Raw genomic sequence first — 22,739 nt, 5'->3', positions numbered from 1 at the left:
GCGGATCAACCTGCAGGTAGGAGATCATCCCTAGTTGCTGCCTAATGGGGAATTTAGGCAAAGAACGCCAGAATTGAGCCTCCCGCTTCGCTTTTGTTGCCAAGCAGCCAATCGGATCTCAATATTGGCGGCCACAGGGGCGCAGCATAGCGCCGGAAGGATCGGTGGCCACCGAGGTTATGCTGCCAAGAGTCATGGTTTTCCAAGGAGGATAGGGGTGCCGTTAGTTGAAGAGATTGATCTGACTGGTCAGCTTGAGTTTCCAGAGACGCTGATCGGGATGGTGGTTGCACAACCCTACACGGAGTTGACTCAGAACGAGCCTTTCCGTTGCCTGCCCGAAAGAGTGGATGATCAGCTGCGCGCTATCTCGCGCACATTAGACATCTCCCTTGCGCGCCCTCACGGCCAGGAAAAAACTCACTTCACCGTCTTCCCCGAGTACTCCATCCCAGGTCTGAGAGGGGTGGCTCTTGTCGACGACTATCTGGCCAGTGACGAATGGCCAACTGGTACCGTTGTCATTGGCGGAGTAGATGGTCTTATAAAGGACGACTACGTCTCTTTGTTGGAGGCTGGGGCTACTGCCGTTCATTCCTCAAACCAAGCAGGTGAACTCCAGCCAGGAGAGTGGGTCAATTGTTGTGTAACGTGGATAAAGCTATCAAGTGGCGTAGTTAAAAAATGGGTTCAACCCAAAATCACTCCGTCGTACTTAGAGGCCGTTCTCAGCACACAAGCGATGTATCGCGGCAAGTCGGTCTTTATGTTCAAAGCTCATCTGCGAGATCGTAGAACGGCCCGCTTTTTCACGCTGGTCTGTTTTGACTGGGTCGGGTCCGTGGGTGGCAAGGTCATATGGAACGCTATCGCGGAGGAAATGGAGGAGGACGCCCAGAGGCGGCATGCGGATAGCAACTCTGTCTCTTGGACTTTTGTCATACAGCATAATGATAAGCCAAACCATACAGCCTTCCTTGAGCAGATAAAGGCCTACTTTAATCAGACGCTTCACCCGCGCTTGGTCAGAAATCAGGCATGCCTGGTTATGGTAAATAGGGCGGGAAGAAAAGATCCTGGTCGCTCCAGCGAGTACGCCGGCGCTGCCGTCATTAACTCAAGCCTGGCGGGCTTCTTTAAACAAAAGTGCCCTGCTACCTTCTCCAGCGGCGGATCAAACTATCGACCCAACAACCAGCTTGAGACTTTGTCTGATTGCTTTTTTCGTGAAGCAGGTGCTTGTATCCATTCATTTGCTCAGCGGAACGCGGCCTCTGTAGTAGGTGGTGCAGTGTCGAAGGCTGTCAGTCCTGTGGAACAAGCATTCGTTCATGCTTTCGATGATGCTTTCGATCCGCGCCGTCCAGGAAGCCCCGTGCCTTGCTCCTTGAAACGCTTCCATGACGAGCTTGACCAGGTGCGTACTCTGGCGGAGGCGCATCCTAATGCGAGCTTGGCCCACAATGCTAAGGCCTCACTCGATCATCTAGTGACGAGTTTTCGCCAGCTTGAAGCCACGCGCCTGGAGAACATCGTTCGGCTGTTAAGTCCTCAGCTTAAGGCAAGAAAGAACGCAGAGGAGTGGGGTGGCGAAATCGCATCAGCTCTAACAATGCTCTCCCACGCGCTCTCGGTTACTGGTGTGGCCGACGCAGCACAGACCTTTACCGACCCCGGCTTCCACGCTTCTCCCAGACTGGGGTCCACTGATGTCAATGTGATCGCCGTGCGAGCCACGACCCACGAAGAGGCGGTTAAACACGTTCGTGATGAGCTGCCCCGAAGCAGAATACCGATCACCGTAATCTCGCGAGATGAGGACAACACTGAGTGGATTCCTGAGTTCGGAAACTTTATGGCTAGATCAGACGCACCTTATAGTCGCGAAAATTCCATAACTAATCCAGAAGCGGCTCTGAGATTTGTTGGATACCACTCGGTACTTGCGGCATATCTGCGGGCCAAGACGCCGGCTGAGCTTAATCAGGAGCTAAGCGATGCACTCTTCAAGTGATAATCGGGTGAGGGACGTTGTCAAAAATAGGTTGAAAGAGTCAGTTCCTTCTGCGAACTTGGAAGTCGAAAGTTTCGAAGAGCAGACACTGCTGCTGATGACATCCGAACCCACCCTCGCAGGCTTTGGTTTCGGAAGCAAGAAGGAAGACTATCGCCTAGCATACGAAGCCTTCAAACGGTTGTATGCCGCCCGCCGTCCTAAGTGGGCAGGCTTGGATGTCTCGTTCTCTTTCTGCTATCCGCCGAAGAGTATCTCCGACGATGCATTTGCGCCGAGCGTGGAGACGGATGTCTTTTTCTGCCGGAAGTTCGCGCTGGAGCTGTCTGAGGCGGACACCTCCGCATTGAGCCGACTCCCCTTCCTGCCCCTAATTGCTGTCGAGGAGGGCGGGGCACGCCCTCCATCCGCTCAGACACTCCTTCGGAGAAGTGGGGTGAGTTCAGATCTGGCGCGCGCACTGGTAGTCCCCGGAAATAGGAGTGCGCAAAGAATCGTAGAGGATCGACTAGGTGCGGAAATTGACGAGATTGACAGCTCGGCTCTGACCGACGAGTTCCGAATCGTCGAGCAAAGCACCGAAGAATTTATCAGCCTCCTCTCGATCAAGATAACAAACTTTCGTGCATATAGAGAGCCTGTCACGTTCGAGTTCGGTGAAAGCGTCACTGTGCTTTATGGGCCTAACGGATTTGGTAAAACATCAATATTTGACGCATTGGACTTCGTCGCCACAGGCGGCATCGGACGTTTGAAGATCGAGCACAATAGCGCCGGCCTGCAAAAGGCTGCAAAGCACCTTGATAGTGGCGAGAACCCGGCTGAAGTGGAGCTCAGGTTTCGGAGAGGAACTGGCGAGCATACGTTGATTCGTACACTGGCGAGGCCTAGCGTCGCAACGTTGGATGGGCGGGATAACACGAGCCGGAAGGAAGTTTTAACGCTGCTCACGGGCAGTGAGGAGTCGCCGATGGCAGATCGCGTTGACAATCTAGTGAGCTTATTTCGTGCCACCCATGCCTTCAATCAGGAATCGTCTGAGCTGACCCAAGGGTTTGCTCAATCTTGCCAGCTGTCATCAGACCTAGTGTCTAGAATGCTGGCCTTCGATGACTATGTTCGCGCCATCAAGAAGGTTGAGGAAGTTACACGAACTCTCGATCAGCGTATTAGGGGCGCAACCCGGGAAGTCGAGAAGTGTCAGCAAAGGCTTGGCAGCCTGACTGATGATATCCAAAGAGTGGAAGGACTTACCGAGTTCGATGGCGATCCTGAGCACCTGACGAGCGAGCTCGCTAGAGTTGCTGAAGAGATTAATAGGCTGAATCCGCATGCTGACACTGCCAACTATGCCTCGGATGCAGACCCCAGGTCGCTGAGGTCAGACGCCGATGGGCTGATTAGATCGCTAGAGATCCGTATCAGCAGATTGAATGAGGCATCGTCGCTTATGGGAAGGCGCGAGTTGGCTAGAGCCAACCTCAATTCATTGCTTGAGAGGGCGCGCGAGCTTGATGCGGCGCAAGCTGATCTTACTGAAAAGAAGAGGCAATCTGAGATTCGATATAATCAGGCTGCAGCAACGGCGCAATCAGTCCGAGGTGAAGAATCTCGCCTCCGAGAACGCATCGATAACCTTAGGAGCTTCGCTCAAAGGGCGGCTTTTCGGGCATCTGATTTGAGCAGGCTCGAGTCGCTTGGCGAAGAAGCAACTAGCGTCAAGACCCAGGTAGATGAAATCTTAGCCCGTAAGGCCGACAGATCAGAGCATGAAAGGAAGTTGCGCGATTACGAATCAGCCCTGGCAAAATCGATAATAGCTTTGCGCGCGAGGCTCTCTGAAATCAATGGCCTTCGAGATTCACTGCAGGGCTATGAACTCCTGAAGCAGAGAATTTCCGAGCTATCAGAGCTTGAGAGGGCGGTAAGCGTTGAGGGAATGGCTATAGTTAATCAGATTGACTCCAATGCGACTGCGCTTGATCTCGCGAGGCAAGATCAAGCCACTGCGCAGGCTAAATTGGACGCCATTGAGCGTGATCGGTCTGAGGTTTCAACGCTTCTCGAGGCGCTTAGGAGTCACATTAAGGATGAAAAATGTCTGTTGTGCGGTGTTAAGCACTCGAGTGCCGAAGAGCTTAGGCAGCGGGTGAATGCGACCCTTGAGGATGATGACGGCATCCAAGCTTTTAATGATGAGCTGAATCTTTGCCGAGGCAAGGTAGAGGCGCTGATGCGAGAAGATGCATTGGCCAAGGCGAGGCAGTCGGTTCTAAGAGCAAGGCTTGCTGAGGCTCGCTCGGAGAAGCTATACACTGAAGCACAACTAGCCGAGATTCGCGCAAAGTTCTCCGATGCGGGAGTTGGCGATTCGCTAAGCGAAATCGAAAAGGTTGCTACTGATGTTGGAGTCCGAGTTGAGGCGGAGATCCAGCGACATGCTGTTGCCGTATTTGATACCCAGAATTTCCAGAGAGACGCTGAGCTTCTCGAGGCTGAGTTCAAATCAGCGATGCGGGAGCTTAAGCGCGTTAACACTGAGCTGGCCGTGGCACGGGCTGCAGATCGTAATTTTAATTCCATTGCAGAGGCTGTGGAGATTGCCTCTAATACCACGCAAATAGAAGTCGAGGGCTTGATAGCTGAGGATCTAGTGAGGCTTTCCGCCGCAACACTGGAAGCCGAACGGGTTGCGGGCGAATTAGTAAAAATCAAGAATGATCGAGACGATGCCGATACAGGGTTGGCTGAGTTGCAGAAAGCCTTGGGCCGCGCTTCAAGCGACACAGCGCTGTTTCGCAGTCAACTTAGTTCCATTGAGGCCGAGATCCTTTCCGCTGACTTGAGACTCGACTCACCGTATGAAGAGATCTCACAGGAGATTGATAGAGTAGTAACCGCCATTGCATCGCTTCAAAAAGCGAGAGATAGGGTTGCTGTTCTCGAGCGCGCCATGGAGTCTTTGGCGACCTCTGCGGTACTAGAGAGTGCTCAAAATGAAAGAAGACGCGTAGTTGATATGCTTGAGAGTCTGGATCTCGACATTCGTCGCTCCGAAGAGCTGCGAGCCTACTTCTCTGAACTTGCACGAATGTTGGAGAACAGGCGCAACCATGCAACTCGAGAGTTCACTGATCAGTACGGGCCAAGAACCGCGGTCATCCAGCGTAGGCTGAGACCTGTTTATGGTTTTGGCGATATATCGGTTACAAGTAGGAACGGCGCGATCACGGTTGAAGTCATGAGGAATGGGGAGCGTCATAAGCCTACTGAATACTTCAGCCAATCCCAAGTTCAAACACTTTTGCTCGGTCTGTTCTTGACTGCGGCAGGCTCTCAGAGTTGGTCAGCGTGCGCATCGATCCTCATGGACGACCCGGTATCTCACTTTGACGACTTGAACACTTACGCGTTGGTAGACCTGTTGGCAGGGCTGGCCAGCAGTGCCACTGATGCAAGGCAGTTCATCATCTCCACTTGCGATGAGAAGCTCATGCAAATTTCCCAGCACAAATTTCAACATCTTGGAGAGAAGTCGCGAATCTATAGATTCCAATCCCTTGGCAAGAGCGGCCCACAGGTAAGCGAAATCGGAAAATTTGATAGCTCAGCTCGATTGAGTTCGTAGTAGGGGGCGCAGGCGTGGGCATCAGTTTGCGCAACCAGCAAGAAACCTGGTAAGGCTAACGAAGCGAGGTGGCGTTTAGAGTGCAGTTCCAACGGGATCTAGACACACGTTGGTCGATTTCGTAGTGAGCTTTCTTGACGGTTGACACCGCTACTTGGCGGTAGCAATCTCTACCTCACGGAGCCTAGAAACTCCTCAGAGAGCGGTATCCACCTCCGACAAACCGGTGGGTTTTTTGTGCCTGCATGTTTGCAGGGACAACCGACGTGATGCCTGCGTCGGGAGGGCGGCTAATACAACACCCGCAAGGGGAATACGCCCGCCGGCTCTCTGCGGTTTCTAGCCTCCCGACTTCCCGTCCGCCGATCACGGCGGGCGGTCACTTCATGGTGAAAGGAGAGGCGACGATGGCGGAGTACACGTTCGGCAATCAAGACGGCGAGGGCTACTTCCTGCCCGCGGAGAGTCAGCAGCGGCTGACGCAGATCAGACACCACATTCACTTCCTGGCGGGGCTGGCCACGCAGCACAGGGCCGGTGAGACCGAGGAAGCGGCCCCCATGCTGGACGAGACTGACCTGACGTTCTGCTTGAAGCAGCTGACCGGCCAGCTGGATCTGGTAATTAAGGCGGCGTCTCCGTTGGAGAGCTCACACGCAAACCAGGCGCCGCGCGACTCGCTGGAAGCGGGCGGCGAAGGAGACGGCGAGGCGACCAGCGGCTTCGACAGCGCAGGTGACGCGTCAGCGCGTGCATATGCCATGCGAGCCAATGACCAGCGCCTTACCCTTGGCCTCACCCTGGACCAGTTCGACAAGCTCCACCAGCTGATCGCCAGCATCAAGGCCTTCGGTGATGCGGTCTACGCCGACGCGGCCACCGATTTCGCGGCGGGCACAGTCTCTACGCTCGGCCACACCATCTTCAACCACGCCTTGGAGGCGAATGACCTTCTGGCAGAGATCGAGGCCCAGGCGCTGACGCACGGCCCGGCGCGCCACTCGGTCAAGGAAGCGCACGCTGTGTATGGTGCGCAGCCGTTGTTCCCAGTCGCACGCCCTGAGTCCGTCACGCTGTCGCGGCGAATGCCGCAGTCGGGGTTTGATGGACCAGCGTTGCACTGAGGCTGGTTGGTGTCTGCGAAAAAGCGGGGCACCTGTCGCCGTTTTCGTCTGCCTGCGGCGGCAGGGGCAAGCCTGGTGAAATCAGTGGCGACGGCCCTGCGACCTGGCGGGCTTGTTCAAGAGCAGACATCTTGCAGCAAGCCCGCTGGGATCATCGAGATCCGATGCTCCGTCAGAAGTATCGGCGCCTGAGACGAAGTGCGACATTGACCAGCACGATCAGCACCGGGACCTCGATCAGCGGGCCGATGACCGCCGCAAAGGCCACCGGCGAGCCGATGCCGAAGGCGGCCACGGCCACAGCAATGGCGAGTTCGAAGTTGTTGCCCGCGGCGGTGAAGGCAATGGAGGTCGTGCGCGGATAGTCCCTGGCGATCAGCCTGCCCATGAAGAAGCTCACGCCAAACTGGATCAGGAAGTAGAGCGTCAGTGGCACTGCGATCCGCAGGACGTCATAGGGGAGCCTGACCACGTCGCCCCCTTTCATCGCGAACATCACCACGATCGTAAACAGCAGCGCGATCAACGTGACCGGGCCGATCGCGGGAAGGAATCGGCGCTCGAACCAGTCGATGCCCCGCACCCTGGTCAGCACGGCCCGCACCAGGTATCCGGCGGCGAACGGGATGCCCAGGTAGACCAGGACGGCCTCGGCCACCGGCCAGAATCCAACGTTGAGCAGCACCCCCTGCAGGCCCAGCGCGGTGGGCAGCACCGAGAGGAAGAACCAGGCGTAGATGCTGAAGAAGGCAATCTGGAAGATCGAGTTGAACGCGACCAGCCCGGCACCGTAGTGACTGTCCCCCCGTGCCAGCTGATTCCAGACCAGCACCATCGCGATGCAGCGGGCCAGGCCGATCAGGATGAGCCCGGTCATGTAACCGGGCTGGTCGCGCAGGAAGATCACCGCCAACGCGAACATCAGCAACGGTCCGACAAGCCAGTTCTGCAGCAGCGACAGGGCAAGCACGCGCTTGTCCTTGAACACCACGCCCAGCTGCGCGTAGTCCACCCTGGCCAGCGGTGGAAACATCATCAGGATCAGGCCCACGGCGATCGGGATGTTGGTCGTGCCGACGCTGAGGGCGTCGATGCGATGCTGCAGCCCCGGCCATGCGACACCCAGCCCGACACCCAGGGCCATGGCGAGAAAGATCCAGACCGTCAGGTAGCGGTCCAGGAACGAGAGCCGCCGCGTCGGCTCGGTGGCGCCGGGCCGCATCAGCAGCGCCCCGTTGCCTGGCACGACTGATCCCCCGCGCAGCAGTTTTCGGTCAGGTAATCGAGCAGGCCGTTCATGCTGTCGAAGTTGGCCCGGTAACAGATGGCGCGACCGCGCTGCTCCGCAGTGACCAGGCCGGCCGCGGCCAATTCCTTTAGGTGGAACGACAGCGTGGCGCCCGGCAAGGCGAGGGCCTGCCCGATTTCGCCAGCCAGCTTCCCGCCGTGACCCGCCTGGACCAGCAGGCGGAAGATCGACAGCCGTGTCCCGTGCCCCAGTGCGGCAAGCGCCCGAGTTGCAGTGCTATGTTCCATATATCTAGAATAGTGGAAACGAAGGATGGGAACAATGCCATGCTCGATCTCCCCAACGTTCGCCCGGAGGCGCTGCACGCCCCATCGCGTACATGTCTGGACGTGGCCAATCCAAGCACCCACAAGCCACGCATCCTGCTGCTCTACGGCTCGCTACGTCCGCAGTCCTACAGCCGCAAGCTCGCGTTGGAAGCACAACGCCTGTTGGAGCACTTTGGCGCCGAGACGAGGTTGTACGACCCGCACACGCTGCCGATGCTGGATTCCGTTCCGGCCGATCACCCCAAGGTGCGTGAGCTGCGAGAGGCCTCGCTATGGTCCGAGGGCCAGGTCTGGATCAGCCCCGAACGACACGGCACGATGACCGCCGTGCTGAAGAACCAGATCGACTGGCTGCCGTTGGAGGAGGGCGGCATGCGCCCCACCCAGGGCCGCACGCTGGCGGTGATGCAGGTCAGCGGCGGCTCGCAGTCATTCAACGTGGTCAATGCGTTGCGTGTGCTGGGGCGCTGGATGCGAATGGTCACCATCCCGAACCAGTCGTCAGTGCCCAAGGCGTGGCAGGAATTCGACGAGCAGGGCCGGATGAAGCCTTCTGCCTACTACGACCGGGTCGTGGATGTCATGGAGGAACTGGTGAAGTTCACCTTGCTGGTCCGGGACCGCAGCGACTATCTGGTGGATCGCTACAGCGAGCGCAAGGGCGACGCTGCCGCGGCCGCACTGGCAGCGGCATCCGGCGCCTCGGCACCCCCCATGGCCGCAGGAGCAACCCGATGAAAGCGACGATCTACCACAACCCCGAGTGCGGGACTTCCAGGAACGCGCTTGCCCTCATCAGGCATGCTGGCGTCGATCCAGTCGTCATCGATTACCTCACCGAAACACCGACGAGAACGCGGCTGATCGAGCTCATCCAGCGCGCGGGACTCACGGTCAGGGCTGCCATCCGCCAGAAGGGCACGCCCCACGCCGAACTCGGGCTGGACGACCCGGCTATCAGCGACGATCAGTTGCTGGACGCGATGTTGGCGCACCCCGTCCTGATCAACAGGCCCTTCGTGGAGACCGAACTCGGCGTGCGGCTGGCGCGGCCGTCCGAAACCGTCCTGGATATCCTGCCGGCGACCTCGGTCCCCTTCGCAAAGGAGGATGGCGAGGTCGTGATCGACGCGCAAGGCAACAGGCCAACCACCCCCTGACCCTGTCCAGATCGCACCAGAGGCAAGCCATGAGAAGCTTCAAGCCGGTCACGCCCAATGCAGAGGTCTTGTCTTTGCTCACCGGTGCGGGGCTGCCCACGAGCGACCTGAAAGACAGCGCGCCCAGGCGCTTCTGTGGGCTTTACCAGGATGATGTGCTCATTGGCGCGGTGGGTGTCGAACTGCACCTTCCCGCGGGCCTGCTGCGCTCGTTGGTGGTTGCTCCAAGTCACCGCGGCCTTGGTGCAGGCGCTGCACTGTTGGATCGGGCAGAACGCCTGGCTGCCGATGCAGGCGTGCGCGACCTGTTCCTACTGACCACTAACAGTGCGCCATTGTTCGAACGTCATGGATATCGCCACGTCGCACGCGCCGAAGCCCCACCGTCCATCAGTCAGTCCCAGCAGTTCTCGGGCATTTGCCCTGAAACTGCGGCCTTCATGGTCAAACGCCTCGAGTAGTTGGACCGCGGCAGGGGCCCATCTTGCCCACCATCATCGACAGGACTCCCCCTTGTCAGTCACCATCGTCTCGGCCGGCCCGCCTCACGCCCCGTCCATCGCCGCCATCTACAACCACTACATCACCAACACCTGCATCACCTTCGAGCTGGACCCCGTCACACCGGCGGAGATGGAAAAAAGGATCGCAGATGTGCAGGGCATCGGATTGCCGTGGCTGGTGGCGCTCGAGGGTGAGGAGGTGCTTGGATATGCGTACGCCACGCAATGGCGTGCACGCAAGGCCTATCGGAGCTCGGTCGAAACCACGATCTACATGGCCGCGGAGCACTGTGGGCGGGGCCATGGCAGAACCTTGTACACCGCGCTTCTGGGCACGCTATTGGTGCTTGATGTGCATGCGGTCATCGGCGGCGTGGCGCTGCCCAACGAGGGCAGTGTGCGCCTGCATGAAGCGCTGGCCTTCAAGAAGGTCGCTCACTTCGAGCAGGTGGGCCACAAGCTGGGGCGTTGGGTGGATGTGGCTTACTGGCAACGCCTGCTGCGCAGCGACGCTGCTGCACTCAATGGGGAAGTTGGCAGCCAAGGGGCATAAACCAGGCGAGCCGGGGGCAGCGTGAGCGGGCGGGCATGAGTAAGTAGTCCCGAAGCGGGCGGCAGTTGTGACGCAGAGCCAAATCCCCTCTAATGGCGGCTCATTCGCTCAAGATTCGTAGAAGATGAACGTCGATCGAGGGCGTCGCTGGTCATGAAGCTCAACTCGCCCCCGGTGGACCGCCCGCGGTCTCCGCTACTGGTCGGCTTCGATATGCCTGGCGCGCAGGCGATGCCGGGTGCCGGGGTGAACCAGGTGCTGAGCGCGACGCTGGATAGCGTGCCGTCGGCGATCTGGCTGGAGACGCTGCAGTCCCTGGTCGAGCGCTTCAAGGCGGACAACAACGTCGAGGACGTCAGGGTCGTGGGCAGGACGCTCAACGTGATCGGCCCGCGCAGGGAGCTGAGGACGCTGACGGACGCGGTCAAGCGCCTGGTGGAGACGGTTGCCGATCAGGTGGTCCGGAATCGCGTGAACTCCCGTGCCCCGGTCGCAGCTGCACCGGTTGCGCCGTTGTCCAGGTGGGTGGACGAGGAGCTGCTGTCCGCGGTGCCGCGTGTGAAGGACATCCTGCAGTGGCTCCATGACGCCTCCACGATGCGTTTCACCGCGGTGGCGCGTGTCACGGACTGGTCCTGGACCGCGTTGGCCTTCCACGACTCGCTGGGCTTCGGGATGTTGCCGATGCAGCAGCTGGTGCTGGAAGACACGATCTGCAACGAGATCCGTCAGCATCGGCAATCCGTCATCTTCGGCCATGCCAGCGCCGATGCTGTGTACAGCACGCATCGCGTGCCCGGCCTCTACGGGTTTGAGAGTTACCTCTCGATTCCCATCATCACCCCGGAGGGCGCCTTCTTCGGCACCCTGTGCGCGTTGGACAGGGAGCCCAAGGTGTTCAGCGCCGACTTCATCCTGCAGGTGGAGTCCGAAGCGCGCTGGATCGGCACCCAGGTCGGCGGCTTGCTGGGCAAGCCTGATCAGCGATAACGGCAGGCGCACCGCGCTTGAAGCGACGTTCTGCGCGGCCAGGCGCATGTTGAAACCGTGAGTGCGGCATTCCGCTCAGGTCGCCAGACGGCTGCGTGACTGCCGACGCATCGCCTGCGGCGCCACGCCAAATCCCCGCAGGTAAGCCTCACGCAGATGGCGCCGGTCACGGAACCCGGTCTCACGGGCAATGACGTCCAGCGGCAGTCGCCCCTGTTCGACCATGACGCGGGCCGCTTCGAGCCGTAAGGCTTCGATGGCTTTCGCCGGCGACTGCCCGGTCTCTGCGGTGAAGATCCGGCTGAACTGCCGCGTGCTCAGGTTGATCTGCTCGGCCAGATGCTCCACCCCCAGCGCGTCGCTCAGGTGGCGCTTGGCATAGTCCAGCGCCTGCTGGATGCGGTCGCTGCGTGGGGCCAGCTCCAGCAACTCCGAATGCTGGGTCTGGCCACCGGCGCGTCGATGGTGCATGACCAGCCGGTGCGCGACCGAGCGGGCCACTTCCGGCCCCAGATCCTTCTCGACCGTGCCCGGCGCCATGTCGATTGCGGCGGTCATGCCGGCCGATGTCCAGTAAGGACCATCCAGGATAAAAATCCGGTCCGCCTCCACCTGGATGTCTGGGTGACGCTGCTGCATGCGCTCGCCGTGGGTGGATACGGACCTGATCTACAAAAGCAGCGGTCCGCGGGCGATGCCGCTTGACGACTTCCTCGCGGAGACCTTGGAAAAGCTGTCCACTGCGACCACCGAAGCCCTGGTGGATCGTATCGCGGCGGTACGTGCCAACCCTGGGCCGAACGAGCACGCCATGGTGCATCAGTTCAATCTGTCACTGGTGGACAACCCCATACCGGTGGCCTGAAGCCCGAGGCTTTTGGCGCCTGTGACGGGTGAGGGGTGCACCCCGGTCAACGCTTCAGTGTGCAGTGAACGTCTTTTACGCGCACCCGCCTTCGGCCGGTCGGCTCATCCAGGCTTGCAAGTCTGCTTCGTGCCAGGAGCGGACGACGCCCCAGCCCGCGAGTTGTCATGTTTCACGTCCGCAAACAGCCTAACTTTGGGAAATGCCCGGGCTAGTCAGCAGGACCAAGCCCTATGCTGCCATGTCGTCGAAAAGCGGACTCCCGTCTGCTATCAAGAGGGGCGGCGAGCGATGTGAATCGCGTTCTATCTGTTGAATACATGCTTGACTGCGCCTGACACAAGCCAGATGGCGACAGCCACGCTATAGAAGAGCGTGCCACCGGTGACTGCCAGTCCAAACGATGACCCCGTAAGCGAGGTATATACAAGGTGTGATCTTCCGACGCTTTCTGAAGCCAAGCTGAGAAAAAGGACCGGCGACAAGAAAACCGGAAGGAAGATTGCAAGCCCGAGCATCAAGTAGATCATCCGGGTCCACAGCGGCCCCGGCTTTGGGCGGAAGCTCGACAGTGATGACCTTGTCAGATAGATGGCTAAGGGCGTGATGCTGCAGTAGGCAAACGCACAAAAGATCCAGGCGCGAATGACTCCATGAGGAGTCAGTGCCGAAAAATGAGCGGAAGCACCAGATCTCGCGATGGCCTCGGCTGCAAGAGACAGAAGAAAGCTCGAGGCAATGATGACTAAGTAGGACCTCACGTCTTCTATTGCTTTCTGCTTCTGACTTGAATTGCTTTTAGCGGTCATTCTTGCCATGTCTTTCCTTGATGTGGCGGGCAATTCGCGCCATCGCGCCATCGCGCGATGGTGGCAGAAGCGGAAGGCTGGTGCCACCAGTGCGATGTGCCGAATCTGCACACGGCAGGTCTCGAAGAGCTGAGCCCATCGATGCCAGGAAAAATCGGAATCTAAAAAAACCGGGGTCAGAGTACAGTTTCTACAAAAAATCGGGGTCTGAGTACGGCTTCTACCGTAAAGCGAAGCGCCGAGTAGATGCGCTTCGACTTCAGTGCCGTGAGTCGGGCTGGCAGCGCGAGTGCCGTCCTATACTCGTTGCCTCCAAGACCATGTACGGAAGAGTTGATCATGACCGATCGCACGCGCCGGGATCTCATCGCTGCCGCGACCGCGTTGGCGACCAGCGTGACTGCAACCGGCGCTTACGCAGCCGTGCCCACACGCAAGGCCGCCTTCCCGCCCATCGTGCATCACGTGTTCTTCTGGCTGAAGCGTCCGGACTCCAAGGAGGACCTGGACAAGCTGCTCGCCGGTTTGCGCACCTTGGCCGGCATCGACAGCGTGCGAGGCATCCACATCGGCGTGCCGGCGCAGACCGAGCAGCGCGGCGTCGTGGATGGCAGCTACAGCGCCTCGGAGCTCCTGTTCTTCGACGATGTGGCGGGACAGAACGCCTATCAGGTCCATCCCATCCACAAGCAGTTCGTCGCCGATTGCGAACACTTATGGCAACGGGTGGTGGTGTATGACGTCAAGGGTGTCGTGCCGTAGCGTGCTTGCGACCATGGCGGAGACGGATTCGTACTGGAAGCGCGGCGTCGAAACCGCACGCTGCACTGGGTTCGTTGGTGAGGCGCACAGTCCTGTCCAAGATTTTCAGCGCGCAAGCTAAAGAAGATCTGGCTTTGTATCGCGATGGGCGCCTCGACGGGGATGGAGGGCAGGGTGGATCGACACGCAAGGCGCACCTGCCCTTTCGTTGCCGAGGCGAGCTAGAGCTGGGCGATGGCACTGAACCGTGATCCCTTTCTGATCAGTCCCACGCGTTGAGCGCCCCACGTAGCCGCTCGTGGATATGAGCGACTTCGGTCACCGAGCGCAGAGCGATGCCAGAAGTCGATCCACCTGACCGGTGTAAGAGCGAGCCGTCATCGCCCAGCTGATAGACCGACAGCACCGACGCACTTGGCGGAGTCGAAGGCCTCTTGCCGGACTCGACCGTAAGCTGTTGATACCAGTTCTTGGAAAGGATCAACAGGTAGGTTGCGCCTTGGACGACAGTGGGCTCCGACGTCACCCTCAGACGCGTCCCGTCAGGGTTGGTGCCGGAGCGCAGCGGGACACTGATCTGGCTCCCGCTCGAAGAGGTGCCCTTGATGCGTTCCAGCACTTCGAAGCGCAGCTCCGACAGAAAGCCGTCTTGCCTGGGCGATTGCGGACTTGCAGGGACTGCGCGGGCGACAACTACGGTGTCGGCGAGCAGGACCAGCTCCTGCGCCGTCGGTGAGCCGGAAAAGACATGGCGAGCGGCTTTCACCAGATCGATCCCCGCCTTTTCGGCATGTGCGACATCCGACGCGTCGAACCCCAGCGCGGCCAGATTGATTGCCGTCTCAGCGGTGATGGCCTGAGGCGATGAATCGCTGTCAGTCGTAATCCGGGGCGGCCCCTGCTGGGGAACGGCCAGATCGAAGGGCCTAGGACCGGGCCTTGCGCGGCGAAGGCTCGCATAGTGTCTGGCCCTCCCACGAAGTTCCAGCGCTTTGAGACGCTGCTGTTGTTGATGGATGCGTTGCGCCGCGGCGCGCTGGGATACGTCAGTTGCGCGAGCCTGGCACTTGCCGATGTCGGGCTGGCTCACCGCGAGCACGCAGGCGACGAGAAGAAGCGCCCTCATGTTCCATCTTCCTTGAAAGCAGGTCTCGCGGCAGGTTATGGCGCTGAGCCGGTGCCGTCTGGGATCGCCGTCGAATGAATGCGCGTGACCCGGCCTGTTGCCAGGTGAGCGGCAGGAAACGGGGAAGACGCATCAATTCAACGACAGGTGCGCGCTTTGCCGACGTCCGTCCGTGCCGAGCCCCCGCCCCCTCGGGGCCATCCGCGCGAGCCGGTGCGCTTCACACTCTCTTTATTGACAGCATATTGGCAACTAGGCAGCCTGTTGCGCATGGACAACGAGACCAACCCCGTCCGTGAACTCGCACTGGCGATCTTCGCTGCCAATGGCAGGTTGATCGCGGCCGGCAATGCACTGGTCGCGCCCTTGGGGCTGACCAGTGCGTGGTGGCAGGTCCTGGCCGCGCTGCACTACTCCCCCGTGCCGCTGCCGGCGGCCTCGATCGCGCGCAACATGGGGCTGACGCGCCAGGCAGTGCAGCGCATCGTCGATCTGCTCGCCGAGCGCGGGATGGTGGAGTTTCAGGACAATCCGCACCATCGCCGCGCCAAGCTCATCGTCCTGACCCGCTCAGGCGGCCGGGCCCTGGCCGCCGCAGAGCAGGCCGTCGCCCAGCTCGATGCGGACATCGCCAAGCGCATCGGGCCCAAGCGGCTGAAGGACGCGCGCGCAACCCTGGAGCAGATGAGCGCCATGGTCACCCAGTGGCTGGACCATGCCTCTGCTTCCTCTGCGCACGACCCTGACGACTAGAAGGAGGCAACACATGATCCTGGTATCGGGTGCGACCGGTGGCATCGGCGGCGAGCTTTGCCGCCTGCTTGGCCAGGCCCAGGTTCCGTTTCGGGCGATGTGCCGCAAGCAGGCGCAGCTCGAGGACTTCCGCAAGCGCGGAATGGACGCGGTGCTGGGCGATTTCGACCGTCCAGAGACACTGCCGGCTGCAATGGCCGGCTGCGAGACGATGTTCCTGATCACCCCGCCTACGCCGGAGCAGTTCAAGCAGGAAACCGCGGCCATCGACGCCGCCAAGCGCGCCGGCATCGGCCGCATCGTGAAGGTGTCCGCGTCCGACGGCAACGTGCGCTCGCCCGTGCCCTGGGCCCGGGCGCACGCGCGTATCGATCACCATCTGCGCGCGGCGGGCATCGACTGGACGCTCTTGAAGCCCACCGCCTTCATGCAGAACTTCCTGTGGTTCAAGAAGCCGATTGCCAAGGGATATCTGCCGCAGGTGACGGGCACGGGCTCTGTCTCCTGGGTCGACACGCGCGACATCGCGCGCGTGGGCGCCACCGTCCTGACCGAACGCGGCCATGTGGGCGCGACCTATTTCCTGACCGGCCCGGAGACCCTGGACATGAAGGATGCGGCCGGATACCTGTCGGAAGAAGTCGGGCACAAGGTGAGGTATCTGGATCTGCCCACGCCGCTGTTCTACGCCCTCCTGCGCGTGACCGGCAACGCGCGGTGGATGGCCAAGGGCCTGGTGGTGCAGTTCGACGATGTGGTGGCGGGCCACCACGACATCGATCCGACCTTCGAGATCGAGCGCCTGACCGGCAAGCCGCCGCATCGCTTCGTCGACTTCGTGCGCGACCACCGGGCGCAGTTCACCGCGTCGGGCTCTTGATCGGGCAAGCAAAAACCGGGGTCAGAGTGCAGTTCCCGCGCCTGCGCTCCGGTGAAACTGCACTCTGACCCCGGTTTTGGCCGGCCACCACGACATCGATCCGACCTTCGAGATCGAGCGCCTGACCGGCAAGCCGCCGCATCGCTTCGTCGACTTCGTGCGCGACCACAGGGCGCAGTTCACCGCGTCGGGCTCCTGATCGGGCAAGAAAAAGCCGGGGTCAGAGTGCAGTTCTCGCGCCTGCGCTCCGCTGAAACCGCACTCTGACCCCGGTTTTGGTCCCGGTTACGCAGCGTCGTGCAGGGAGCAGCCAAGCCGTGGTGATGATCGGCAAGCTAGCGCTTGCACATCTTGATCTTTTCGTCCCGAGCAGGCTCCTTCTCGCCTGGCGCGATCCAGATCGGACATAGATTCCAGTCCTCGCGCTCCAGTTGCTTTGCACGCTGTAGTGCTAACGCGGTGTCGATCTCAGGAAGTTCGCTCTTGAGATTGCTCAGGAGCCACGTGGGTTCGACCGAGAAATAGGGGATAGAGAAGTTTGTAACGATCCAATCATCCGGGGACTTCCCCAGCGTGATGTACTGGATGTTCCACCTGTACAGATCTGTGTTGGCCGTATTCTCGGATGCCGGGGTCATGCTCAGAAAAATCCGCTTCAGGCGCCGTCTGTCCAGCGGGACGCCTTCTTTGCTCCCGTCTGGCGCGTGCAGGAACAGAAGCTTCTGCTCGGGAAAGTACTCCAGGCGATATCCAGCGAATTCCACTTTCTTGCGACTGACGAACTGCGTGGTCTGATACGCCGAGTACAACGCGTACGCGGCGGACAGCCCGGCGAAGGTTGCAATCGCAATAACGAATCTTTTCATCTCGAAACTGGGCCTGGGCCTGTGATCGGCATTGCGTGGGTCGGCGCCGCCATGCTCTCGTTCACCACGCGGGGCAAGTGAACCACGCCTTGCAAGGCGATGCCAGCGCCATCCGTGCCAGCCGGCGCATCGGGCGTTCCGACTGGAAGTTGCGCGACATACATTCGACCAGGGCGATGCGAGCGGGGCTGTGCGCTGACGACGGACAGACATTTTCTCGCCACCAAGTGAGCTCGGACGCGACGTGTCGGCTTCGCACGCCTTCAACGGCAAAGCTGGAAGGATTCTGCGCCCGACAGTGACGCGCGGCGGAGCGATACAAGCCGCTGCGGCGGTCAGCGCACGCGCAGGAGAAGCCGAAGATGCAGCCCTTCACCATTTCCATCCCCCCAGAACGTCTGGCGAAGATCACCGCCAAGGTTGCCAGCTACGACTGGGACCAGCTCCCGGACACGGGCGGGTGGCATTCGGGCGTGGGCAAGGCCGATCTGCGTCGGTTGATGGACTACTGGCTCGAGCGCTTCGATTGGCAGAAGTTGGAGCGGCGGCTCAACGCCAACCCACACTTCATGACGGATGTCGCAGGCGAGCATCTGCACTTCATCCATGTGCGCGGCGATGGCTCAAAGCCGCCCTTGATGCTGTTGCACGGCTGGCCTGGCTCCTTCCTGGAGTTCGAGGCGCTGATCGCGCCGCTTGCGGCGGACGGGCACGATGTCGTGGTGCCGTCGCTGCCGGGCTTTGCCTTCTCGAGTCCGATCACAGGCATCATCGGGCCGCGCCGTGCCGGCGAGCTGCTGCATGGACTGATGGGGCAGCTGTTCGGCGGTGCCCCCTACATCGTGCAGGGTGGCGACTGGGGTGCGCACATCGCCAGCTGGATGGCACATGATCGCCCCGACGCGCTGCTCGGCTTCCATATCAACATGGTCGAGATCCTCGCCGAGGATACTGAGCCCACCTCGCCTCAGGACAAAGCGCTCATCGAGCGGCGCAACGCGATCCTCGAGCTGGAGTCGGGCTACAGCCACCAGCAGCGGACCCGACCGCAGACGCTGGGCGCGGCGCTGGCCGACAGCCCGGTGGGCGCGGCTGCCTGGATCCTGGAGAAGTTTGGGAAGTGGGCGGACCTGCCCAAGCGCGGGGACGGCAGCCCGGATCTGTGGGCGAAATTCGACGAGGAGACGCTGCTGGCGAACATCCTGCTGTATCTGGCGCCGCCGGCCATCGTGACATCGACCTGGATCTATCAGGGGCAGCTGGAAGAGGGCTCGAACCGATTCCCCGCAGGCACCCGGGTCGACACGCCCATGGGGATCGCCGCATTTCCCGATCCGGTGTTCCTGCCAACACCGCGCTCGCTCGCAGAACAGACCTACAACGTGGTCCATTACTCCGAGATGCCAGCGGGCGGCCACTTCGCCGCGCTGGAGCAGCCTGAGCTCATGCTGGCGGATCTGCGGAAGTTTATCGCCTGCGTCGCCTGAGCGGGTTGGCCGTTTCCGCGTTTACTTACGCAAGGCGCGGTGATATCAGTATCCCAAGACGGGGCGGCCATGGGCGCGGGGGGCGGGAGCCGCGACAAGGAAGAGGCGCGCTGCGTGAACCGACGGATCAGGACACTTGAGCAGGAAGCGACGCAATGGCTGACGACCACGGACAGGCGATTTCACTCGGCATCCTGATATGCGTGCTGGGGTTCTTCGTGCTCACGGTTGTGCTGGTGCGGCGGGCCAATCAGCGGGAGCGAGTGCGCGCGGCGCTTCCAACGACGCCCATGGCGCGCGTGCCTGTGGACATGCACTGGCATTCGGATGCCAGCATGCCGATCCCCGACTGGGAGTCCATTGCCGAGGGGGAGCCGGCGGATACGCAGGGCGATGCCCTGCACGTCTACTGGACTTCTGCCGCGCACCAGTGGCTGCAGGCCTTGAACCAGCGGCTGGGCGAGCATTACACGGTCACCGAGTCGGCCGACTTCCTGCTGCTGTCCAACCTGGAGGCGCGGCCGGCGACGGTGGTGCTGCAGACCTGCCAGCGCATGCGGGCCAGAATCCGGCGCAGCCTCGGCGCGCTGGCGGTGGAACAGGGCTTCGGCAAGCACGTGCTGATCGTGTTTGCCGATGACGACGACTATTACAGCTATGTGTCCAACTACCACCCCGAAGGCGGCGAGTATGCGATGTCGTCGGGAATGTTCATCCGGGCCGGCTACGGGCACTTCGTGATGCCGCTGGTGGTCATGGACGCGATGGAGCCGGTGATCGCGCATGAACTAACGCACTGCCTGTTGCAGCATCTGCCGATCCCAGCCTGGTTGAACGAGGGCCTGGCGGTGAGCACCGAGCACACCATGTTCCCGCAGCTGGCCCTGCCGGCTTCGCAGAAGTATTTTCCGCATGAGATCGTGGCCCGGCATGCGGCGTACTGGAATGCGGACAGCATCCAGACCTTCTGGTCGGGTAAGTCGTTCCTGGCCACCGACGATGGCAACCAACTTTCTTATGACCTGGCCAAGAAGATCACGGCGCTGGCCGCCCGGGATGAGCCGGCGTTCCGGGCCTTCGTCGCCGAAGCCAGCATGGAGGACGCGGGCGTGGCCGCCGCGCGGCATCTGGGCTATCCGCTGGAGCGGCTGCTCGAAGCCGTGCTGGGCGAGGGCGACTGGTCGCCCAAGCCGGAGCGCTGGAACCTGGGCGTCGAGCGCGGGCAGTTCTGATCCACTTCTCAAGCAAGGAATGCTTTGCATGCCATCACGCACTGTCGTCTCATCGTTTGTCGCAGTGACGCTAGGACTCGCGCTGGTCGCCACCGCCCAAGTGCTGGCCCAGTCGTCTCCGGACGCCATGTTTCAAGCGCGGCGCACCTACCAACCAGCGCCGCGTGTCAGCGACTTGTCCAGCGTGGAGAAGCAGCAGTTGAGCGCAAGGCTCAGTGCCGCAACGGTTAGGCACTCGGCCTCGATCATGGGGCTGCTGGAAAGGCACGGCTTCACGGGCCTCCAGGCGAGCATCAGCCCACAGGACGACAAGCTCATCCTGGGCCTGGCAGGAGGGACCGGCGCCGCCGACTCGCTGCCGACGGAAGTGCAGGATGCGCTCGATGGCGTGGCGCGGTTGCTGCTGAGCGATTTCGACGATGTGGTCCATCTCGCCGGCTACGTCGTCATGTTCAACGGGATGGGCAATCAGTAGGTCAGCGCGGCAATGGTTGATCGCGAAGATCGTGCTGCAGTGGTCGATGTCGTCTGCTCAGTCGATGGGTCTCTGTCCAGCAAAGAGGGGTAATGCCTGATCTGTCGGTAGGTCCGAGCGAACGCGTCGCTCCCTTTAGGAGCGAGCTGGCCCGACCAGTTGCCCGTCTTTCAAGTAAACAGCGGTCGGGCGCTCCGACTTCAGTTGCGGTCACTATCGGAAGCGAGAGATGAAAGCCTCTTTGTCCATAATCGGGGTGTCGTTAATGCTACTGGCGCTGCTGTGGCCAGCGCTCGCGGGCTTCCTGCCGCTTTCATATGATGGGATCGCGGGCGAGCATGTGCACTTCAGGCTGGTCCCGGCGCAAGACGAGCCCGAGTACTTGCGCTGGTCGTTCGCAGTGCTGGGACTGGTGTTCGGCATGCTTGGGATCAAGACGCGCAGCACTGGCAAGTAGTTCCATTACTGGTCAGAGCCAAAGTGCGATTTGTCCAAGAAGCTGCCTTCTGCCGATCTGAAGCGGCAGAATTTCAGAGCTGATATTTGCCGAGATCAGGGAGAAGGCGAGAGCACATCGTGGCTGAAGCCGCTCCCATGGCGCGATATGGCAGTCGAGGTCCGCGGCTGGGCGATCGCTGTTGCCGATTCGCATCGAGCTCCGACTGCGGCACTTGATCCATGTTGTTGGTTGTTCACTCGTTGGGCCGGGGGCTGCGATTGCCCACGTGTCGTCGAGTGCGAGTTGTGGCTGCGCTGCTGAGAGCAGGCAAGCGAAGTGGGCGGAGGCTTTGGCCCTCCGCCCATTCTGCGTACTTGCGTCTTGGACGACGCTTCGACTTCACTCCTGGACGCGCGACCGTGAGGCCACGCCTCTAGCCGTTATCGTCGGCCCGCTCGCTTCAAGCCTGGGCAGCGTCAGCTCGACCAGCTCGGCCGTCCAGTCTTCCGCCTGGGCCCGGCATAGCTCGCCCAGGTAGGCGCTGCCGTGGGCGGGGCCCGCGGCCGGTCCGGCTTCGGCCTCGGCCAGGCTGTGACGCCAGGCTGCGAGCAACGATGCCGGATCCGGGTGGGTCGTCGCCAACGCGCGAAGCACCAGGCCTTGCACGTGCAGCTGCGCCTGCAGGCTGCACACGGCCTCTTCCACGCTCCTGTCCACGGGCGCGCTCCGGCCAGGTCAGGAGTTCAGCGTAGCGCCGACCTGGATGCGCCGGGGCGTGGACTCGGGGCGCTTGGGGATGCTGATGGTCAGCACGCCGTTGTGGCCGGAGGCGGTGATGCCATCCGGATCGGCGCTGTCGGGCAGCGCGAAGCGGCGGTGGAAGACCCCATGGCGACGCTCAACGCGCGAGTAGCGTTCGCTTTCGTCCACCTTTTCCACGCGGCGCTCGCCCTTGATGGTCAGCAGGCCCTTGTCCATCTGGACTTCGATGTCCTTCGGATCCACGCCGGGGATGTCGGCGAACAGCAGGAAGCGGTCAGCCTCTTCCTTGATGTCCACGCGCGGGACCCACTGACTGGTGACGACCGAGGATTCATCGGTCGAGCTCTGCAACAGACTCCCCTCGAACAGCCGGTCGATGATCTGCTTGACCGGATCCTTCGTCGAACCCTGGGCGGGCCACTGGGGATAACGAACCATCTCATTCATGGCAAGGTCTCCAATTGGCAAGGGACGGCCATTCCGTCCGGGCCTGTCAGTAGGTCCGCCTTTGTGGTTTTCAAGACGCTCTGCAGTGCTCCTGGCGACCGTTCAAAAACGGCTCAGCAACCTCAATGCGGAGTTCGGCGCCTGTCTGCCCCGGCATGGGTTACGTAGGCGCTGGGCGGGGTGCGGATATGGAAGCCAATGTCGATTGATCGGGGCTACCGCAGACGCCGCATCTGGCGGTCGGGCCATCTTTGGGGACGCGGAAGCACGCACGTGGACGGCTTTC

25 protein-coding genes are annotated in these 22,739 nt (G+C 61.0%); 17 read left to right on the top strand and 8 right to left on the bottom strand.

Annotated elements, in window-relative coordinates; translation table 11 throughout:
- Positions 1–217: 217 nt before the first annotated feature.
- From EPA99_RS13675 to EPA99_RS13665, 3 genes are all read left to right on the top strand, one after another.
- Positions 218–2,014 (top strand): hypothetical protein, encoded by a 1,797-nt coding sequence (locus EPA99_RS13675; RefSeq protein ID WP_129471789.1) that lies wholly within the window; start codon positions 218–220, stop codon positions 2,012–2,014.
- Positions 1,998–5,642 carry an AAA family ATPase gene (locus EPA99_RS13670; RefSeq protein ID WP_129471788.1) on the top strand — a complete coding sequence of 1,215 codons (3,645 nt, stop codon included), beginning with the start codon at positions 1,998–2,000 and terminating at the stop codon, positions 5,640–5,642. Before EPA99_RS13675 ends, EPA99_RS13670 begins: the two co-directional genes overlap by 17 nt.
- 407 nt (positions 5,643–6,049) lie before the next feature.
- Positions 6,050–6,766 carry an XAC0095 family protein gene (locus tag EPA99_RS13665; protein ID WP_129471787.1) on the top strand — a complete coding sequence of 239 codons (717 nt, stop codon included), beginning with the start codon at positions 6,050–6,052 and terminating at the stop codon, positions 6,764–6,766.
- Between the two features lie 172 nt (positions 6,767–6,938).
- On the opposite strand, the gene arsB is transcribed toward EPA99_RS13665, so the two are convergent.
- Complete coding sequence (arsB, locus tag EPA99_RS13660; RefSeq protein WP_129471877.1) at positions 6,939–7,988, bottom strand: ACR3 family arsenite efflux transporter; 1,050 nt, start codon at positions 7,986–7,988, stop codon at positions 6,939–6,941.
- On the bottom strand, positions 7,988–8,302 hold the full coding sequence (locus EPA99_RS13655) for an ArsR/SmtB family transcription factor (protein WP_129471786.1): 315 nt from the start codon (positions 8,300–8,302) through the stop codon (positions 7,988–7,990). The genes arsB and EPA99_RS13655 overlap by 1 nt, the downstream gene beginning before the upstream one ends.
- A gap of 39 nt (positions 8,303–8,341) precedes the next feature.
- Here EPA99_RS13655 and arsH point away from each other — a divergent pair, with 39 nt between their 5' ends.
- The 5 genes from arsH to EPA99_RS18730 all read left to right on the top strand — a co-directional run bounded on the left by arsH (position 8,342) and on the right by EPA99_RS18730 (position 11,550).
- Positions 8,342–9,082: an arsenical resistance protein ArsH gene (arsH, locus tag EPA99_RS13650; protein ID WP_129471785.1), complete on the top strand. Its 741-nt coding sequence runs from the start codon at positions 8,342–8,344 to the stop codon at positions 9,080–9,082.
- The gene (gene arsC, locus EPA99_RS13645) at positions 9,079–9,504 is read left to right on the top strand and encodes an arsenate reductase (glutaredoxin) (RefSeq protein WP_129471784.1); all 426 of its coding nucleotides are present in this window, start codon (positions 9,079–9,081) and stop codon (positions 9,502–9,504) included. The genes arsH and arsC overlap by 4 nt, the downstream gene beginning before the upstream one ends.
- Before the next feature lie 29 nt (positions 9,505–9,533).
- Positions 9,534–9,965 carry an arsenic resistance N-acetyltransferase ArsN2 gene (gene arsN2, locus EPA99_RS13640; RefSeq protein ID WP_129471783.1) on the top strand — a complete coding sequence of 144 codons (432 nt, stop codon included), beginning with the start codon at positions 9,534–9,536 and terminating at the stop codon, positions 9,963–9,965.
- A gap of 52 nt (positions 9,966–10,017) precedes the next feature.
- Positions 10,018–10,560 carry an arsinothricin resistance N-acetyltransferase ArsN1 family B gene (locus EPA99_RS13635; RefSeq protein ID WP_129471782.1) on the top strand — a complete coding sequence of 181 codons (543 nt, stop codon included), beginning with the start codon at positions 10,018–10,020 and terminating at the stop codon, positions 10,558–10,560.
- A 153-nt stretch (positions 10,561–10,713) separates the two neighbouring features.
- Positions 10,714–11,550 (top strand): GAF domain-containing protein, encoded by an 837-nt coding sequence (locus EPA99_RS18730; protein ID WP_164978659.1) that lies wholly within the window; start codon positions 10,714–10,716, stop codon positions 11,548–11,550.
- Positions 11,551–11,625: 75 nt separating this feature from the next.
- On the opposite strand, the gene EPA99_RS13625 is transcribed toward EPA99_RS18730, so the two are convergent.
- Entirely contained in the window at positions 11,626–12,189 is a 564-nt protein-coding gene (locus EPA99_RS13625; RefSeq protein ID WP_129471781.1) for a GlxA family transcriptional regulator, read from the bottom strand.
- Between EPA99_RS13625 and EPA99_RS13620 the strand changes: the two genes are divergently transcribed.
- Positions 12,188–12,415, top strand: coding sequence for a hypothetical protein (locus EPA99_RS13620; protein ID WP_206733763.1), 228 nt, complete (start codon positions 12,188–12,190; stop codon positions 12,413–12,415). The two genes, EPA99_RS13625 and EPA99_RS13620, sit on opposite strands and share 2 nt — an antisense overlap.
- A gap of 305 nt (positions 12,416–12,720) precedes the next feature.
- On the opposite strand, the gene EPA99_RS13615 is transcribed toward EPA99_RS13620, so the two are convergent.
- Entirely contained in the window at positions 12,721–13,233 is a 513-nt protein-coding gene (locus EPA99_RS13615) for a hypothetical protein (RefSeq protein WP_129471780.1), read from the bottom strand.
- 330 nt (positions 13,234–13,563) lie between these two features.
- Here EPA99_RS13615 and EPA99_RS13610 point away from each other — a divergent pair, with 330 nt between their 5' ends.
- On the top strand, positions 13,564–13,986 hold the full coding sequence (locus EPA99_RS13610; RefSeq protein WP_129471779.1) for a Dabb family protein: 423 nt from the start codon (positions 13,564–13,566) through the stop codon (positions 13,984–13,986).
- Positions 13,987–14,248: 262 nt separating this feature from the next.
- Here the strand turns inward: EPA99_RS13610 and EPA99_RS13605 are convergent, their stop codons facing one another.
- On the bottom strand, positions 14,249–15,112 hold the full coding sequence (locus EPA99_RS13605; RefSeq protein ID WP_129471778.1) for a hypothetical protein: 864 nt from the start codon (positions 15,110–15,112) through the stop codon (positions 14,249–14,251).
- A 270-nt stretch (positions 15,113–15,382) separates the two neighbouring features.
- Here EPA99_RS13605 and EPA99_RS13600 point away from each other — a divergent pair, with 270 nt between their 5' ends.
- From EPA99_RS13600 to EPA99_RS19080, 3 genes are all read left to right on the top strand, one after another.
- Positions 15,383–15,865, top strand: coding sequence for a MarR family winged helix-turn-helix transcriptional regulator (locus EPA99_RS13600; RefSeq protein WP_129471777.1), 483 nt, complete (start codon positions 15,383–15,385; stop codon positions 15,863–15,865).
- 13 nt (positions 15,866–15,878) lie between these two features.
- Positions 15,879–16,745: an SDR family oxidoreductase gene (locus EPA99_RS13595; RefSeq protein WP_129471776.1), complete on the top strand. Its 867-nt coding sequence runs from the start codon at positions 15,879–15,881 to the stop codon at positions 16,743–16,745.
- 76 nt (positions 16,746–16,821) lie between these two features.
- A complete protein-coding gene (locus EPA99_RS19080; RefSeq protein WP_277751647.1) occupies positions 16,822–16,944 on the top strand; it encodes a hypothetical protein in 123 nt (40 codons plus the stop codon).
- Positions 16,945–17,080: 136 nt separating this feature from the next.
- Here the strand turns inward: EPA99_RS19080 and EPA99_RS13585 are convergent, their stop codons facing one another.
- Positions 17,081–17,611 carry a hypothetical protein gene (locus EPA99_RS13585; RefSeq protein ID WP_129471775.1) on the bottom strand — a complete coding sequence of 177 codons (531 nt, stop codon included), beginning with the start codon at positions 17,609–17,611 and terminating at the stop codon, positions 17,081–17,083.
- A 362-nt stretch (positions 17,612–17,973) separates the two neighbouring features.
- Here EPA99_RS13585 and EPA99_RS13580 point away from each other — a divergent pair, with 362 nt between their 5' ends.
- From EPA99_RS13580 to EPA99_RS13565, 4 genes are all read left to right on the top strand, one after another.
- On the top strand, positions 17,974–19,098 hold the full coding sequence (locus EPA99_RS13580) for an epoxide hydrolase family protein (RefSeq protein ID WP_129471774.1): 1,125 nt from the start codon (positions 17,974–17,976) through the stop codon (positions 19,096–19,098).
- A 290-nt stretch (positions 19,099–19,388) separates the two neighbouring features.
- Positions 19,389–20,330, top strand: a complete 942-nt coding sequence (locus EPA99_RS13575) for a hypothetical protein (protein ID WP_129471773.1) — start codon at positions 19,389–19,391, stop codon at positions 20,328–20,330.
- 28 nt (positions 20,331–20,358) lie between these two features.
- Positions 20,359–20,805, top strand: a complete 447-nt coding sequence (locus EPA99_RS13570) for a hypothetical protein (RefSeq protein ID WP_129471772.1) — start codon at positions 20,359–20,361, stop codon at positions 20,803–20,805.
- 229 nt (positions 20,806–21,034) lie between these two features.
- A complete protein-coding gene (locus EPA99_RS13565) occupies positions 21,035–21,262 on the top strand; it encodes a hypothetical protein (protein WP_129471771.1) in 228 nt (75 codons plus the stop codon).
- Positions 21,263–21,643: 381 nt separating this feature from the next.
- Here EPA99_RS13565 and EPA99_RS13560 read toward each other — a convergent pair whose 3' ends face one another.
- On the bottom strand, positions 21,644–21,961 hold the full coding sequence (locus EPA99_RS13560; protein WP_129471770.1) for a hypothetical protein: 318 nt from the start codon (positions 21,959–21,961) through the stop codon (positions 21,644–21,646).
- Positions 21,962–21,979: 18 nt separating this feature from the next.
- Positions 21,980–22,453 carry an Hsp20/alpha crystallin family protein gene (locus EPA99_RS13555; protein WP_129471769.1) on the bottom strand — a complete coding sequence of 158 codons (474 nt, stop codon included), beginning with the start codon at positions 22,451–22,453 and terminating at the stop codon, positions 21,980–21,982.
- Positions 22,454–22,739 lie beyond the last annotated feature (286 nt).

This window comes from Pseudoxanthomonas composti, from assembly GCF_004122095.1.
Taxonomy (GTDB): Bacteria; Pseudomonadota; Gammaproteobacteria; order Xanthomonadales; family Xanthomonadaceae; genus Pseudoxanthomonas_A; species Pseudoxanthomonas_A composti.
This window is presented reverse-complemented; position numbering and strand designations above follow the sequence as displayed.

Bases quoted from the DNA above. Each gene is read 5' to 3' on its own strand.
- EPA99_RS13670 (WP_129471788.1), top strand. From the start codon at position 1,998: ATGCACTCTTCAAGTGATAATCGGGTGAGGGACGTTGTCAAAAATAGG.
- EPA99_RS13665 (WP_129471787.1), top strand. From the start codon at position 6,050: ATGGCGGAGTACACGTTCGGCAATCAAGACGGCGAGGGCTACTTCCTG.
- arsB (WP_129471877.1), bottom strand. From the start codon at position 7,988: ATGCGGCCCGGCGCCACCGAGCCGACGCGGCGGCTCTCGTTCCTGGAC.
- EPA99_RS13655 (WP_129471786.1), bottom strand. From the start codon at position 8,302: ATGGAACATAGCACTGCAACTCGGGCGCTTGCCGCACTGGGGCACGGG.
- arsH (WP_129471785.1), top strand. From the start codon at position 8,342: ATGCTCGATCTCCCCAACGTTCGCCCGGAGGCGCTGCACGCCCCATCG.
- arsC (WP_129471784.1), top strand. From the start codon at position 9,079: ATGAAAGCGACGATCTACCACAACCCCGAGTGCGGGACTTCCAGGAAC.
- arsN2 (WP_129471783.1), top strand. From the start codon at position 9,534: ATGAGAAGCTTCAAGCCGGTCACGCCCAATGCAGAGGTCTTGTCTTTG.
- EPA99_RS18730 (WP_164978659.1), top strand. From the start codon at position 10,714: ATGAAGCTCAACTCGCCCCCGGTGGACCGCCCGCGGTCTCCGCTACTG.
- EPA99_RS13620 (WP_206733763.1), top strand. From the start codon at position 12,188: ATGCGCTCGCCGTGGGTGGATACGGACCTGATCTACAAAAGCAGCGGT.
- EPA99_RS13625 (WP_129471781.1), bottom strand. From the start codon at position 12,189: ATGCAGCAGCGTCACCCAGACATCCAGGTGGAGGCGGACCGGATTTTT.
- EPA99_RS13615 (WP_129471780.1), bottom strand. From the start codon at position 13,233: ATGGCAAGAATGACCGCTAAAAGCAATTCAAGTCAGAAGCAGAAAGCA.
- EPA99_RS13610 (WP_129471779.1), top strand. From the start codon at position 13,564: ATGACCGATCGCACGCGCCGGGATCTCATCGCTGCCGCGACCGCGTTG.
- EPA99_RS13605 (WP_129471778.1), bottom strand. From the start codon at position 15,112: ATGAGGGCGCTTCTTCTCGTCGCCTGCGTGCTCGCGGTGAGCCAGCCC.
- EPA99_RS13600 (WP_129471777.1), top strand. From the start codon at position 15,383: ATGGACAACGAGACCAACCCCGTCCGTGAACTCGCACTGGCGATCTTC.
- EPA99_RS13595 (WP_129471776.1), top strand. From the start codon at position 15,879: ATGATCCTGGTATCGGGTGCGACCGGTGGCATCGGCGGCGAGCTTTGC.
- EPA99_RS13585 (WP_129471775.1), bottom strand. From the start codon at position 17,611: ATGAAAAGATTCGTTATTGCGATTGCAACCTTCGCCGGGCTGTCCGCC.
- EPA99_RS13580 (WP_129471774.1), top strand. From the start codon at position 17,974: ATGCAGCCCTTCACCATTTCCATCCCCCCAGAACGTCTGGCGAAGATC.
- EPA99_RS13575 (WP_129471773.1), top strand. From the start codon at position 19,389: ATGGCGCGCGTGCCTGTGGACATGCACTGGCATTCGGATGCCAGCATG.
- EPA99_RS13570 (WP_129471772.1), top strand. From the start codon at position 20,359: ATGCCATCACGCACTGTCGTCTCATCGTTTGTCGCAGTGACGCTAGGA.
- EPA99_RS13565 (WP_129471771.1), top strand. From the start codon at position 21,035: ATGAAAGCCTCTTTGTCCATAATCGGGGTGTCGTTAATGCTACTGGCG.
- EPA99_RS13555 (WP_129471769.1), bottom strand. From the start codon at position 22,453: ATGAATGAGATGGTTCGTTATCCCCAGTGGCCCGCCCAGGGTTCGACG.